Annotated in this window: 15 protein-coding genes; 3 read left to right on the top strand and 12 right to left on the bottom strand. The window is 44.1% G+C overall.

Annotation, left to right across the window (positions count from 1 at the left end; genetic code table 11):
• Positions 1-19: 19 nt before the first annotated feature.
• From AB3351_RS00630 to AB3351_RS00605, 6 genes are all read right to left on the bottom strand, one after another.
• On the bottom strand, positions 20-643 hold the full coding sequence (locus tag AB3351_RS00630) for a VanZ family protein (protein WP_371145176.1): 624 nt from the start codon (positions 641-643) through the stop codon (positions 20-22).
• Positions 640-1,227 carry an HD domain-containing protein gene (locus AB3351_RS00625; RefSeq protein WP_371145175.1) on the bottom strand — a complete coding sequence of 196 codons (588 nt, stop codon included), beginning with the start codon at positions 1,225-1,227 and terminating at the stop codon, positions 640-642. The genes AB3351_RS00630 and AB3351_RS00625 overlap by 4 nt, the downstream gene beginning before the upstream one ends.
• A 48-nt stretch (positions 1,228-1,275) precedes the next feature.
• Complete coding sequence (hfq, locus tag AB3351_RS00620) at positions 1,276-1,491, bottom strand: RNA chaperone Hfq (RefSeq protein WP_206246505.1); 216 nt, start codon at positions 1,489-1,491, stop codon at positions 1,276-1,278.
• A gap of 55 nt (positions 1,492-1,546) precedes the next feature.
• On the bottom strand, positions 1,547-2,266 hold the full coding sequence (locus AB3351_RS00615; RefSeq protein ID WP_371145174.1) for an MBL fold metallo-hydrolase: 720 nt from the start codon (positions 2,264-2,266) through the stop codon (positions 1,547-1,549).
• A 409-nt stretch (positions 2,267-2,675) separates the two neighbouring features.
• Positions 2,676-4,208, bottom strand: a complete 1,533-nt coding sequence (locus tag AB3351_RS00610; protein ID WP_371145173.1) for a multicopper oxidase domain-containing protein — start codon at positions 4,206-4,208, stop codon at positions 2,676-2,678.
• Positions 4,209-4,342: 134 nt separating this feature from the next.
• Complete coding sequence (locus tag AB3351_RS00605) at positions 4,343-5,737, bottom strand: sigma-54 interaction domain-containing protein (protein WP_371145172.1); 1,395 nt, start codon at positions 5,735-5,737, stop codon at positions 4,343-4,345.
• Positions 5,738-5,991: 254 nt separating this feature from the next.
• On the opposite strand from AB3351_RS00605, the gene ahlS reads away from it, so the two are divergent.
• Genes ahlS through AB3351_RS00590 form a run of 3 tightly spaced genes read left to right on the top strand, consistent with a single transcriptional unit; the run spans position 5,992 to position 9,416 of the window.
• On the top strand, positions 5,992-6,825 hold the full coding sequence (ahlS, locus tag AB3351_RS00600) for an AhlS family quorum-quenching N-acyl homoserine lactonase (RefSeq protein WP_371145171.1): 834 nt from the start codon (positions 5,992-5,994) through the stop codon (positions 6,823-6,825).
• A 31-nt stretch (positions 6,826-6,856) separates the two neighbouring features.
• A complete protein-coding gene (locus AB3351_RS00595; protein ID WP_371145170.1) occupies positions 6,857-7,942 on the top strand; it encodes a zinc-binding dehydrogenase in 1,086 nt (361 codons plus the stop codon).
• A gap of 31 nt (positions 7,943-7,973) precedes the next feature.
• Positions 7,974-9,416 carry an aldehyde dehydrogenase family protein gene (locus AB3351_RS00590; protein ID WP_371145169.1) on the top strand — a complete coding sequence of 481 codons (1,443 nt, stop codon included), beginning with the start codon at positions 7,974-7,976 and terminating at the stop codon, positions 9,414-9,416.
• Between the two features lie 56 nt (positions 9,417-9,472).
• Here the strand turns inward: AB3351_RS00590 and AB3351_RS00585 are convergent, their stop codons facing one another.
• From AB3351_RS00585 to AB3351_RS00560, 6 genes are all read right to left on the bottom strand, one after another.
• A complete protein-coding gene (locus tag AB3351_RS00585) occupies positions 9,473-10,234 on the bottom strand; it encodes an SDR family oxidoreductase (protein WP_371145168.1) in 762 nt (253 codons plus the stop codon).
• Between the two features lie 238 nt (positions 10,235-10,472).
• Positions 10,473-11,144, bottom strand: coding sequence for a class II aldolase/adducin family protein (locus AB3351_RS00580; RefSeq protein ID WP_371145167.1), 672 nt, complete (start codon positions 11,142-11,144; stop codon positions 10,473-10,475).
• A gap of 31 nt (positions 11,145-11,175) precedes the next feature.
• Complete coding sequence (locus AB3351_RS00575) at positions 11,176-12,450, bottom strand: TRAP transporter large permease (RefSeq protein ID WP_371145166.1); 1,275 nt, start codon at positions 12,448-12,450, stop codon at positions 11,176-11,178.
• The gene (locus AB3351_RS00570) at positions 12,450-12,938 is read right to left on the bottom strand and encodes a TRAP transporter small permease (RefSeq protein WP_371145165.1); all 489 of its coding nucleotides are present in this window, start codon (positions 12,936-12,938) and stop codon (positions 12,450-12,452) included. Before AB3351_RS00570 ends, AB3351_RS00575 begins: the two co-directional genes overlap by 1 nt.
• A 91-nt stretch (positions 12,939-13,029) precedes the next feature.
• Complete coding sequence (locus AB3351_RS00565) at positions 13,030-14,055, bottom strand: TRAP transporter substrate-binding protein (RefSeq protein ID WP_371145164.1); 1,026 nt, start codon at positions 14,053-14,055, stop codon at positions 13,030-13,032.
• Between the two features lie 43 nt (positions 14,056-14,098).
• On the bottom strand, positions 14,099-15,121 hold the full coding sequence (locus AB3351_RS00560) for a zinc-dependent alcohol dehydrogenase (protein ID WP_371145163.1): 1,023 nt from the start codon (positions 15,119-15,121) through the stop codon (positions 14,099-14,101).
• Positions 15,122-15,138 lie beyond the last annotated feature (17 nt).

The raw sequence follows: 15,138 nt of genomic DNA, 5'->3' as shown, positions 1-15,138 counted from the left end.
TGGAACGGCCTTCTACGAATTACCTGACTGTAAAGAGCGGTTTACTCATTCGATACACCCATACACCAATGACAATCCCCGCCATATTGAACAGAAAATCATCAATATCGAGCAGGCCGCGATGCGTCACATACTGTAGTACTTCAATAGTTACGATAGCGGCTGCAGGAATGAAATATTTGCTGTGTCTTTTTTCTTTTCTATAATAGGCATAATGCAGAGCAAGAAAGAAGCCAAACGGCACAAACAAGCCGATATTTCCTGCCAGATTGTAGACAGCAACAGAGAGTTCTATCTCTTCCTTACTATAGAAAAAAATTGTCCGCATCGGAAAGAGATTATACTCATTGTATACTTGATTCGACGGGCGAAAAAATAATAAGATGAGTAAGCATGCCCCATACAAAGTCAATAAAACCAAAAAGATGCGATAGGATATAAAAATTCGCTGCCTATGTAATGCAGCATATAAAACAATCGTAGCGAATATGACGCCAAAAGTAACAAGCATCCACATCATCCCTGCGGCAAGCGGATGTACATAAATAATCAAACGAAGCACAAATGGCAACAGACATAAAAATAACACTTGCGAAATACAGAGAGAAATGAAGAGCCACGTTTGTGGAAGTGTACGTATCAAAACAGCTTCTTCTCTGATGTGTTCGTGTTCTGGTTGATTTTCTCTTTCGTCTCTTGATCAAGAATCTCTCGCATTGATTTCAATACATCATTGTCACGAGCATACTCTTTGCCATAATCAAGGTTAAATACATAATCAAAATCAGAAGGGTTACGGCCTTGATTATGCTGAATAATGGTCTCCATTTTATCAACGGCCTTAACAAGCTTCGCTTCCTTCGTCTCCCCTTGATTGTACTCTTGCCAAAGGTTAATAAACTCATTGCGTACCGCTTCCGAAAGTGGCGACAGCAAGGTCTGCAATGCCTTTGCTTCTGTTGCTAATTTTTTCTTTTGGTCTACTTGTTCTTTGGCAGATACATCTCCTTCATATGCTTCACCAAGGTCATGAATCAGACACATACGAATCGCTTTACTGCAATCTACATCTGGAAAATCCTTTTCAAGCGCAAGGACAAATACAGCAAGACGCCAGGAGTGCTCAGCCACACTCTCTCGTCTGCCCTCCTTTGTCCATGCCGTTCTCGTAATATCCTTCAGACGCTCCAGTTCCTTAACAAAAGACAGAATACCGTGTTCATCCATTGCTGGACACCACCCTTTACTGGCAAACAAGCGAGCAAGCTACCTTGCCTACGATAGTGAAACCGGCTTCAGTGGTGCAATGGTAGAAATGGCTGCTTTATAGAGGATGTTTTGCTTATTCTCCACCTGCAGTGCAACCGTATATTGATCAAACGACGTAATCAATCCACGGATTTGTACCCCTTTTGTCGTAAACACGGTGACTGGGATTTTATTGCTGCGCAGTTGGTTTAAAAAGTAATCTTGTAGTTTTGCTTTTTCCAATGATAACACCCTCTCTCTTCTTTTCCCTCATTGTACCACATCTGTACTCGTTGCATTAGGCAAACGCCGTAAGCTTCACTAGCTGCTCTTGGATATTCGTGTTACATAGCCCACCGTGATAACAAATGACTGACTCAATATCAAAAAGCAAAAATTTCTTTACTGACTGAAAAGCCATATCCATATCCAATGTCGTCTGCTCAACAGGCCCACGTAAGGTACCGCCTGCACACACCATCGCATCTCCAGCCACAAGCGTTTTGCTCTGTTTTATATATAAGCTGCAGTGTCCGGGTGTATGCCCTGGACTCGCAATCACCTGAATACCTCCACAAAATGGAAGCTCTTCTCCATCTGTTAGTATCTTGTTCACCTTTGCTTTTGGCGGATTTTCGTATAGAGTACGCATCGATTCCGGAAGGGCCTCTTTTTCCTCTTTACTCATGCGGCTTACATCTGTTTTAATTAACGGGAGATCCCCTTCAATATATGGCTTATCCAGTTCATGTGCATATACATCGATTTGATGAGAAAAGGCTTGAAGAATTTCGGGCAGACTGCCGATATGGTCAATATCTTGATGGGTCAGAATAATCGCTTTTACCTTATCAAGCGATACGCCGACTTTACACATAGCCATCCGTATTGCTTCCCATTGGCCGGGCATCCCGACATCAATAAGAACGGCCTCTTTTTCATTCCAAACGAATGTAGGGTGTAATACATACCCCTGAATGCTTAACTCAATCATTTCTACTCCACCCGCAATCCTCATCGCCTTCTCCCCTTTTATAAAATTTGCTGTACGCTATCGTAAAATGGTACATATTATATGTAACACAGCCCAAAACATTAAATCAATGTAAAATTTTTAATTATAACACAAAAATAATTTTTTGTCAATGTTTATTTACTCCGTATGAGACTGTTGAATACATATCGGTCGGCTCCACCATCTCTACGGAAAACTCGACCAAAAAATATGTGATTACTCTATTGCAAAACGTTATTCTTTTTACTTTTTCCGTTCTACTAGCAACTTTTATTTGGTATAAGTGGAAAAAAAGCTGGGTCGTACATATTGGTATATTTCTTGTCACCTTTTTTCTTGCATTGCTGCTCATTTCCTTCATGCGCACATGAAAAAGGTGTAGAAAAATCTCTACACCTTTGATGAATGGTATTTATTCACCTTGCTCATTGCCATTTAATTTTACAGGGTTTTTGTACCCTTCGTATTCTACTGTGGTCGCCATTCCTGTGCTTGCATGATGTAAGTCATGGCAGTGAAACATCCAATTACCAGGATTATCAGCAACAAATTCGATTTCATATTTCTCACCTGGCTTTACATTTAGCGTATCTTTACTAATTGGCGAACCGGATACTGGTTTTCCGTTTTTAGACAACACTTTTACAAAGTGTCCATGAAGATGCATAGGATGATTGGCATCTCCTTTATTCTCATAGGTTACTTTTACATACTCTCCCTTTTTGACTGTTAGTTTTTCAGTATCAGGAAAGGACTTTCCGTTAATCGTATACTTCATTCCCATATCTGATCTCGGATCCATTATGTCTTCGAATACCATATGAAATTGCCTGTCGTATTTTGGACCCCCAGACTGCGTCGGCGCTGTGGCTTTCCCATAATTGGCGATATCAAATAACTCTGCAGCGGCCTTGCCGCTCGGTGTCACTTTCTTATTTTCTTGGTTTTGCACAACCACCTTCACGTCTTTTGCCGCTTCCCTTTGGGTTCGATCCAGAATTTCAAAGCTGGACGACGGTGTTGTAAAGATCACATCATAGCGCTCCCCTGGACCGATCGGAAGTGCCTTTCCCTTTACTTCACTTGGCTGTTGAATTTTCTGTCCATCTGTCGATACAACTCTATACGGCACATCTCCAAAATCGAAGAGACGAAGCTGGTAACCGGCATTAATCAAGCGCAACCGAACCGTTTCCCCTGTCTGAGCTGCTAGAGGTTCAATTAGCGCCCCCGATTTCCCGTTCACTGTAAATAAATCATAGGAGGACATGTGATCCATACTCATCTTGTTCATAGGTGAAGTGTGATTATCTGCTGCATGCTTATTCATATTCTCCATGTTGGCATGATCCATTCCATTCATGGAATGGCCCTGATTGGCTGTATTCGTCTCCCATTCGTCTAATACGAGTGTATAATCTCTTGCTGTTTTTTCCTCGTCTTCCCCCTCGACAATAAGTGCTCCATATAATCCTTTATCAACCTGGGCGGCACTATCCTTATGGGAATGATACCAATACGTACCCGGAACGGTTGCTTTGAATCGGTATGTAAACGATTCTCCTGGTTTTATCGAGTTTTGTGACATGCCAGGTACTCCATCCATTTCAGAAGGAACAGGATAGCCATGCCAGTGTATGGTTACATTTTCTGTAAGTTCATTTTTTAACTTTACAATAACCTCTTGTCCTTGTTTCACCCGGATCTCCTGGCCCGGCACACTCCCTCCGTATGTCCAAACTGGCAACATAAGACCCGGTTTCATTTCCAGGCGTGACTCCTTCGCTATGATATCCATAATCATTTGCTGCTCTTTTTTATTTGCTATGGGCGCAGTCGACTGTCCACTCGTCTGTGTTAGAGCCTCATCCTTTTCGGTTTGTCCACAGGCAGCAAGCAATAACATACTTACCATGGCACCAGCTATAAGCACTTTTTTATTCATCCTTTTCCCTTCCCCTCTGGCAGTTCCTTCTCTTTTTATATCAAACAGCTGTGAAGAAACAGTGGAGAATCCATCCTTTTCTCTCCATTGTTTCTTCATATATTCATGGAAAAGCGGAAGGGAAGAGAGTTTTATTAAAGAATGTGCTTTCCTATTTTAATTTGATATTTCTGGCATTTTCTAGTTAATGTCGCAGGATCAATTTCCAGCACTTTAGCTGCGTCCTTCATGACCGGATACTTCTCCAGTGTCTTGCGAATAAACTTCTTCTCGATTTGCTCCATATATTGCTTCAAGGGAAGCGGAGAAGCATCCTCCGGCATGGGCGCAGCCGCCCGAGTAAAGGGCAGATGTGAAGCTTCTATAACGAGCGCGTCTACCATGACAAAAAGGCGCTCGATCGTATTTTGCAGTTCTCTTACGTTTCCGGGCCAATCATATTTCTCCAGACATTCAAGCGCTTCTAAGGTTAGACTTTTTTTCTGATTATACCTTTTTGATAGATTCATTAATGTATAGTGAATGAGCGGTGCGATATCTTCTTTGCGGTCACGAAGCGGCGGAATGTGCAGCGGAATAACATGGATGCGGTAATACAAATCTTCGCGAAATGTTTTTTCTTTCATCATCATCTCTAAGGAACGGTTTGTTGCAGTAATAATCCGTATGTCCAATGGAATGGGTGTCGTATCCCCCACTCTTGTAACCTCATAGTCCTGCAGCACTCGCAGAAGCTTAACTTGCAGGTGCAACGGCAGCTCGCCAATTTCATCAAGAAAGATGGTGCCTCCATTAGCCACTTCAAACATGCCGGCTTTACCTGTGCGGCTCGCTCCGGTAAATGCGCCCGTCTTGTAGCCGAATAGCTCTGACTCCAATAGCTCTGCCGGAATGGCTCCGCAATTCACTTTGATAAACGGCTTGCTGGAACGATTTCCAGACTCATGAATATATTTTGCGAGAACTTCTTTCCCTACCCCGGACTCTCCAAGCAGAATGACAGGGGATTCAACCACGGCAATTCTTGCTGCGGTATCTAGCAAATTTCTCATCGCTACACTTTTGGCGACGATTTGATTCGTATAGAGAAATTGAGCTTTCAAATGGCTGAGTTCTTGAAGATACACCTCCGATTGAAAATGCGCTTCCTCTAACTCAACCTTCAGCTGGTTAATCTCTGTGACATCCCTGGCCGTAACAACAACATAGACCAGCTTACGAGACTTATCAAATACCGGCGTTCCCGTTACCAGACACACCTTTCCACTTTTAAATTTCTGCATGATCGACACAGGCTTGCCCAGATTTTTCACTTGTTCGCATACGGATTCGGAGATGATACCCTCCTCCGCCAAAAACGTTACCTTTTTTCCTAATAGGTCATTTTTGGTCATGCCGGTAATACGGTCATATGCTACATTCATCTTGATTCCGACTAGATTCTCATCACATATAAAGATACCTTCTCGACAGGCGTTAATTAAATGATCCATATCCAACGACAAAGAATTTTGCATCGTCTCTTCCAATCTCTATCATCCTTTCCTGCTTATTCGGCATCATTACCAAGAATAGTAGCAATCGAATTGAATAAATGCAATTATCAAACTTGTCTGATTTTAAGAAGATACATGTATTCGTATTGCATTTTTGCAATTATTCTATTTTTTATGGTGCAATGCAACAAGCTTTTTAATTGGCATGCCATTTGCAAAGTAACTATGGAAGAAAGCGATTACATCAAAATATAAAGAAATGATCTTTATTATGGAGGGTGATTTGCATGATCAAGCCAAAGCTGTATGTGTTAGACACAGGAACGATGAAAATGGACAAAGGATATATGGTTGCAATGCATAATCCAGCATCCGTACAACATCCGAATCCGCCGGCAGACTTTATCGAATTTCCAGTATATGCGGTGCTGATTGATCACCCGGAAGGCAAAATTTTATTTGACACAGGCTGCAATCCGGAAGGAATGGGAAAAGCCGGACGCTGGCCTGAAGGTGTGCAGAATCTCTTTCCGTACCTGGCGAATGAAGAATGCTATCTGATCAATCGCTTAGCCCAATTAAAGGTGCGGCCGGAAGACATCAAATATGTCGTAGCCTCGCATCTGCATCTCGATCACGCCGGCTGCCTCGAACTTTTTACGAATGCGACCATTATCGTACACGACACCGAGCTGTCCAACACCATGAAATCGTATGCAATGAGTAAAGATTTAGGCGCATACATTTGGGCTGATATTGACGCTTGGGTGCGGACGGGGCTTCATTGGAAAACCATTCGTCCGACAGATAAAGAAGTTCCGCTCGTAGAGGGCATAAAAATATTGAACTTCGGTCCAGGTCACGCATGGGGCATGCTTGGCCTGCATGTAGAGCTGCCGGGAACCGGAGGCATCCTGCTCGCCTCCGATGCCGTGTATTCAGCAGAGAATTACGGGCCTCCAGTAAAGACACCGGGCATTATTTATGATTCTGTCGGATTCACCAACACGGTGGAACGTATTCGGGAATACGCAGTTCGTACCCGTTCACAGGTATGGTTTGGTCATGATGCCGACCAGTTCAATTCCTTCATCAAATCGACGGAAGGATACTACGAATAAATAAACAAATAAACAAAGGGAGTGACGCGCAATGAAAGGGAAAGTAGCTGTCATGACGGAACCGGAAAAATTAACATTTGCAGAATACGAGCTGCCGGATGTAGGGCCGGGAGCAGTGTTAGTTAAAGTGGTCCGCACCAACGTATGCGGCTCTGAGCTACACATATGGAAAGGCCTGCACCCGACTAAAAAATCCGGCGTAATGGGACATGAGATGGTGGGCGTAATCGAGAAGCTAGGCGATGGAGTAGAAACGGATTATGCCGGTAATCCGGTGCAGGTGGGAGATCGGATTGCATCCACCTACTTCTTAACCTGCCGAAAATGCCTTCCGTGCCAGGAAGGAAAATTCCATCTATGTGCGAACGCATACAAGTATTGGTCAAAAGACCCTGAGGAAGCGCCGCACTTCCACGGCTCCTTTGCCACCCATTATTACATTCATCCGGACCAATATTTCTATAAAGTGCCTGACAATGTCTCCGATTCTGCGGCTGCCAGCGCAAATTGTGCGCTGTCACAAGTGTATTTCGGCATCGAGAAAGCGAATGTACACTACGGAGATACCGTAATCATCCAGGGCGCAGGCGGACTGGGGCTAAACGCGGCCGCAGTCGCCAAAGAATTCGGTGCACAGGTGGTTGTCATTGATGCGGTGGCTGCCAGACTTACGAAAGCGCGCCTGTTTGGTGCAGACCATGTCATTAACATGAGTGAGCTGGACACCGTAGAGAAACGCGTGCAAGCCATTTTGGATGTGACAAATGGCAGAGGCGGCGATGTGGCTATGGAATTAACCGGGGTGCCTGCCGCATTTAATGAAGGCATTCACCTTTTAAAACCAGGCGGTACGTATGTCAGCATCGGCAATATTTCTCCAGGAAAGATGATGTCATTTGACCCCGGCCTGATGACAAGAAAAGCAATTCAGATTATCTCGCTAATTCGTTACGATCCGTGGTATCTCCAGAAGGCGTTACGCTTCCTATCAGAAAAAGGGAATACATATCCTTTTAATGATATGCTGGATTGCGATTTTTCATTGAACGAGATCGGGGAAGCGCTCGATAAATCAGCCAACAGAGAAATTACTCGCGCTTCGATTGTAATTGAGTAATCCGCTACCCTATACGCTCCAGGAGGAAATAATGGAATCCTTACAGATGTTTGTTAATGGAAGCTGGATTGACAGCAGTTCACAGGAAACCTTTGCAACGATCAACCCGGCAACGAAAGAAGAACTGGCACACATCCCCCGTGGCAATCAGGAGGATATCCACCGCGCTGTGCAAGCCGCCCGGAACGCTTTTGAATTGGAAGAGTGGAAGACATTCCTCCCCGCTGACCGGGGCAGAATTATGCTCGAAGTAGCACGGCTCATTCGCGAACAAAAAGAGGCGCTCGCTAACTTAGAAACAAGCGATACGGGCAAGCCTCTGGCACAGGCGACAGCCGATGTGGAGGTAGCCGCTCGCTACTTTGAATACTATGCGGGTGTCGCTGACAAAATCTTAGGTGAGACGATTCCCGTCCGTGCTGATATTCTGGACTTTACCCTTCGCGAGCCGCTGGGCGTGACAGCACACATCGTACCATGGAATTATCCGATACAAATTGCCGCCCGCAGTCTGGCCCCGGCATTTGCTACAGGGAATGCCGCAGTGATTAAGCCAGCAGAAGATACGCCGCTTACGGCGTTGCGATTGGCCGCGATTTGTGAGGAGGCAGGAATGCCTAATGGTATTGTGAATGTGGTGACAGGTTATGGAAGCGAAGCCGGAGCTGCTCTCGCCGCACACCCGGACATCGACCACATTACGTTCACCGGCTCCGTCGCTACGGGAACTGAAGTGATGCGCGCAGCAGCCGCAACAATCACCCCCGTCACGCTAGAACTAGGCGGGAAATCGCCGAATATTGTATTCGCGGATGCGAATCTAGAGGAAGCGGCCCAATGGGTGGTACGCTCCATTATTCAAAATGCAGGGCAGACATGCTCCGCAGGCTCTCGCCTGCTTGTCGAGCGCTCTATTCATGCATCCTTTGTCGAAATGGTAAGAGCAATCATGGAAAAACTCCGCATTGGAGCAGGAAGGGATAATCCAGACATTGGCCCGATTATCTCAGAGAAGCAGCTTGCCACCATCCAATCATACGTAGACATCGCCCGCAGCGAAGGCGCATCCATTCTGCTTGGTGGCCAGCGGCATACCGCTGCAGGCGACGGGTTCTTTTTCGAACCGACGATCATTGACGGAATCACAAAAGACAGCCGGCTTGCCCGGGAGGAAGTATTCGGCCCTGTGCTGAGCGTGCTTTCGTTCGACTCACCTGCGGAAGCCGTAGCGCTTGCCAATGACACGGAGTACGGTCTGGTGACAGGCGTATGGACTTCCGACATCAACAAAGCACACTGGGTAAGTTCGCGCGTACGTTCCGGTCAGGTATTTGTGAATAACTATGGAGCTGGAGGCGGCGTGGAGATGACATTCGGAGGCTACCGCAAGAGCGGATTTGGCCGGGAAAAAGGGCTGGAAGCGCTGAAATATTATACGCAGGTGAAAAACGTAGCCATCAAATTCCAAGTATAAAAACACATACCCCACCGTACGCGACTTCGAGCGGTGGGGTATCATTATGTCGTATATTAATAAGCAGACCAGCCAGCATCAGCCTTAATCACGGCGCCGTTGACATAGGAGGATTCATTTGACCCTAAGAACAGGGCAATATTAGCAATCTCTTCTGTCGTTCCGGCACGATGAACCAGGTTCAATCCCAAGGTCGCCCGTTCCATCCCGAACGGATCAGGGTTGTTTAGTGATTTCGTAATATTTGTTGGAACAGCGCTTGGCGCAATTGCGTTGCAGCGAATGCCGAGATGCGCATATTGTGACGCAACGTTTTTCGTCATCCCTACTACCGCATGCTTCGAAGCTGTATACGCCAATCCGCCACGGCCGCCGGTAACGCCTGAGATAGACGCCATATTCACGATGACGCCGGCCTTCTTCTCTTCAAATATCGGCAGCACCTTTCTCATCGCACGCATAATTCCTGTCGTGTTAATGGCCAACACCCGATCCCATACTTCATCCGTAATGTTGCCTGCCGCATACATATTATCGACAATGCCCGCATTGTTCACAAGAATGTCTACCGTTCCATATGTTTTGATCGCGGTGTTAATCATATTCTGAATATCTTCTTCTACCGTTACATTTGTTTTGACCGCAATCGCCTGTCCGCCATTATCTACGATTTCTTTGGCTGTTTCCTCGGCTGCTTCCATGTTCATATCTGCAATGACCACTTTCGCGCCTTCTTTCGCATACAAAACCGTGATGGCTTTTCCCAAGCCTGCCCCTGCTCCGGTGATGACCGCTACCTGATTGTCTAGACGTCCCATGTTCTCTGCCTCCTGTTATGTACCCTCCTGCCTTTACTGGAAAGGAGGAATAAAACTTGATCAATAGTAATCATTTGATCTCATATACTACCTTATCATAAAACACACAACAATAAAGGGGGTGGGGTATTTTTACTGTGAAATCTCCTATGCGTGCTGTTGTGTCATGTATATGTAGTCTGTGCAAAACGCATAAAAAACACGCAGTTTTATGTATACTCCTGCGTGTTTTTACAGTTTATTTTTTATACGTCTCCCATTGTCTCCTAGGCTTATAGCCTGCCTTCTCTAAAAAATCTTTTTCTATCTCAGAGGATACGATATTCATTTCAGCTTTGGCGGCTTGAGAAATAATCAGCATTTTACAGGCCATTTCTAAGGTTTGTAATGCCATCCTTGCTTCTCGAATGCTCGTGTCGTAAACCAATACTCCGTGATTTTCAAGAAGCAGTATATTTGCTTCTCTTGCTTTCGCTGCGACAGCTTCGCCTAAATTTTCACTTCCTGGATGATGATAAGCCACTCGCTCTACCCGCTCTAGATAATACATCGTTTCTACAAATAAATTTGATGGAATATCAAGGGAAGAGCAAGCAAACAATGTGCTATAAAAAGGAGAAGCATGCAGCACAGCGCCAATATCTGGACGGTTTTCATAAATGGCACGGTGCATTGGCGTTTCCTTAGAAGGCTTCTTCACGCTCGTCTTTGAATCCTGTCCAGCAAACGAGCACGTAACAAGGTCTTCGTCTTCTAATTCACCAAGAAATGTGCCGCTTGCTGTAATCATATAGCAGTCTTGATCAATACGTGCACTAATATTTCCTGCATTTCCCCATGCCAGTTGATATTCCATCATATATTTTCCGGTTTTCTTCAATTCCTCTCTAACTGATTCAATATTTTTCATTACCGCTTACCTCCTGCACCATATTATAGAATCATTTAAAGAGAGTAACAAAACCAATTGATAACTGCGGAATAAACGTAAGCAGCAATAACGTAAACAGTAGCACAGCATAATACGGAAGCATCCCTCTTGTGATTTGATCCAATCTAATCTTTGCTAATTGCGCAGAAATGAATAGATTGACGCCAAGCGGCGGCGTACACATGCCTAAAGCTAAGTTTACGATCATAATAATGCCAAAATGAACAGGATCAATGCCGAGCTGGACTGCGACCGGCAAGAGTAAAGGCGCTAAAATAATGATCGATGCATTGGTTTCCATAAACATCCCTACGATAAGTAGAAAAATGTTAACCAACAGCAAAAAAACGATCGGGTTATCAGAAATGTTCATGAAGAATTCAGCAACCATTTGCGGAACATTCTCACGTGTAATGATCCAGCCGAATAACCCTGCACTAGCAATAATAAACATAATTGTAGCTGTAGTTACGGTAGATTGCGTTAAAATTTGCAGGACATGCTTCCCCTTAATCTCTCTATAAATTAGCACACCAACAATAAAAGCATAACCTACAGCAATACCAGCAGCTTCTGTCGGAGTAAAAATCCCGCCATAAATACCACCTAAAATAATGACAGGCATTAATAAAGCCCAGAATGCCTCTTTGAACGCCTGCAGCACTTCACCAATTGATTTTCGCGGTTCACGCTTATAATCCCGCCTTTTTGCGATAACCATTACCGTTAAAATAAGAGCAAAACCTATCAAAATACCTGGTACGAAACCTGCCATAAACATGTCACCAATAGACACGGAAGCTGATACACCATACAAAATCATCGGAATACTGGGCGGTATGATAATACCAAGTTCACCTGATACGGCTTGTGTTGCTCCCGCAAAGTTAGGTTGATACCCTCGCTTAATCATGGCTGGGATCAATAAACTCCCAAGCGCAGCTGTGGTGGCTGCACTAGAACCGGATATCGCCGAGAAGAACATCGCCGTTACAATCGTAACAATAGCAAGCCCTCCTGGCAGATGACCGGTTAGGGCATTCGCTAAATTAATTAACCTTTTGGATATTCCCCCATACTCCATTAATGTTCCGGCAAGAATAAAAAACGGAATAGCCATTAAAGGAAATGAGTCAATGGAAGTGAATGAACGCTGTACAAGAACCATGAGGGGCGTTCCTCCCTCCCACCATAAGGCAATTGCCGAGGCAAGCCCCATAGAAACAGCAATCGGAATACTTAAAGCAAAAAACAGCAGCATAAAAACCATTAAAACAACGGACATTACTTTTCTCCCCCTTCTTTTGGGGTAAACTCGTCAAAAATGGCGGCTACTGAATTAAGCGCTAACAAAAATGAGCCGATCGGAATAGCTGCATACGGAATGGCCATTGAAATTCCTAGTCCAGCAGATGATTGTGTTTTAGCATGATCTAGTATATCGATCCCCTGCTTAAATAAAATAATGAAAAAGATAATAGAGATGAGCATAACGATAATCGTAACTATTTTTCGTTTACTTTCACTCAGCAATTCCGGCAGTAATTCAATCGAAATCAACTTATTATGGCGCATAGCTAAGCTAGCTCCTACAAAAACAATATAAACCATTAAGTAGCGCGACACTTCTTCTGACCAAGTTAATGGAAAGTGAATAACAAAACGACTCATAACCTGAACAATAATGAGTATAGACATCACACCTAGCATCAAAGCTAGAATCACTCCAACAACTTTGTTCAAGGCATCAATCATTTTTACTACCTGGTGCATAGAACATCTCCTTTAACTATAGAACTGGATTCAGAAAGTAAAATGGTACCCGGACCACGGATGGACACGGGTACCTAGCAGAAGTAACATATTACTTCGTATTTACAATGCTGTCATAGAGTTCTTTATCGGCTTGGGATTTATCTGCGAAATCCTTATGCACAGTTTTTGCTTTTTCCATAAATGGTGCGGTATCAATATCAACGATCTCCATACCTTTTTCTTTCAATTTATTGATAAGCTCTTTTTCTTGTTCATAAACAATTTTGTTCTCATAGTCTGTAGCCTCTTTTGCAGCCTCATCCACTGCTTTTTGCTGCTCTGGAGAAAGCTTCTGGTAGGTAGCATCGCTCATTGTCAACATAACGTATCCATATACATGGTTTGTATTAATCAAGTACTTTTGAACTTCCTGTAGTTTGGAACTTTCAATAAGAGCAATTGGATTTTCTTGTGCATCAATAACGCCTGTTTGCAGAGAAGAATATACCTCGCTGAATGCCATCGGTGTTGGTGTTGCACCCATCGCCTTCCAAGCAGCGATCGAAGCTGGAATTTCTGGCACACGTACCTTCAACCCGTTTAGATCAGCAGGCGTTGTTACTTTTTTGTTTGCGGTCAATTCACGTGGTGTGCGCTGCCAGAATTCAAGACCTCGAATTTTAGTGTTTGTAAGCAAATCCGCTTTCAACTTTTCGCCTACAGGACCATATAATACCTTTTCCATATGAGCCTGATCACGGAACAGATAAGGAAGCTCTAAAATTGAATATGGCTCGTAAAAATTGGACAAAACGCCAGCAACGAGTGCAAAGTCGACTGAACCAAGCTGCATACCCTCTATTAGATCTCGATCATTCCCAAGAGCCGAACTAGGATAAAGATCAATTTCAACACTTCCGTTTGTTTTTTGCTTAACAAGCTCAGCAAATTTCTTTGCTCCGAGGTTCCATGGATCAGATTCGGCTGCAATATGACCTAATTTAAGCTTTACAGGTTGTTCGGCACTGCCTGCTGCACCTGAAGTCTTGCCCGCTTCCTTATTTCCGCATGCTACAACACTGATACTAACAAGCAACGCCATTGCAACTAAAAATATTTTTTTGAAGACCATCATTTTTTCCCCCCTATATAAAATCATTCTGTTATTGCCCCGACTTTTAAAATTCAACGAGCACTTTTAAAGAAGCATCCTCTTTCTTATCAACCATTCGAAAACCCACTGCCGCCTGTTCGTACGGCAGCTTATGCGTAATGATGACATCATCGCGAACATGACCTGCGGCAATAAGATCAATAGCCGTAATCGTATCTTCACGTGTATATGTCATGCAGCCGACAATCTCTTTCTCACCTTGCTGCAAATTGACAATATCAAATGATTGTGCTCCATGAAACATGGCAATTGTTATACAGCGTCCGCCTTTTCTAAGCAATGAAATGGCATGATCAATAATACCTGGGACTCCAACAGCGATAAGCACTTTATCAAATTCTCCACCGATCAGCTCTTTTGCTTCGGTCGTCCACTCCTGCTTTTCTTTAATATTCATTGTATGGGAGGCGCCCATTTTCTTTGCGCCTTCCAATGCATACTCCATAACGTCCGTCACAAGAGTTGTTGTTGCCCCAGCAGCTTTGGCTGCTGTTAGCGTAAACAAGCCAATCGGACCCGCTCCGAGAATTGCTACCTTATCACCGAGTTGAATATCCGCTTTGCGAACGGCATGTACACCTACAGCAAAAGGCTCTACAAGGACTGCTTGATCATAGCTCATGCTGTCTGGGATTTTGAATACACAGAGTTCTGGTGCGGCGAAATACTCAGCCATCGTCCCATACCAGCCTTTAACCCCGGGGGCTTCCCGATACTCACAATAATTAACATTGCCTGTTAAGCAGTTTTCACAAGTAGTACAGCCCATTTGCGGTTCTACTGTTACCCGATCACCTATTTGAAACTTTGTAACGGCATCTCCAACCTTAACAACTTCTCCTGCGATCTCATGACCAATAATCACGGGCGGTTTACGAAACAGATGAAGTCCTTTGTATGTGTGAATATCAGAACCACAGATGCCCGTCACTTTTACTTTGATTAACACTTCATTGTCGGCTAATGTAGGCATTTCTACATCTTTTACAACAACCTTATATGCATCTTCTACAAATACAGCTTTCATTTATTTCCCCCATCACC

The sequence above is a fragment of the Aneurinibacillus sp. REN35 genome, from assembly GCF_041379945.2.
Lineage (GTDB): Bacteria > Bacillota > Bacilli > Aneurinibacillales > Aneurinibacillaceae > Aneurinibacillus.
The sequence above is the reverse complement of the archived record's forward strand: the minus strand, read 5'-3'. Positions and strand labels throughout refer to the sequence as shown.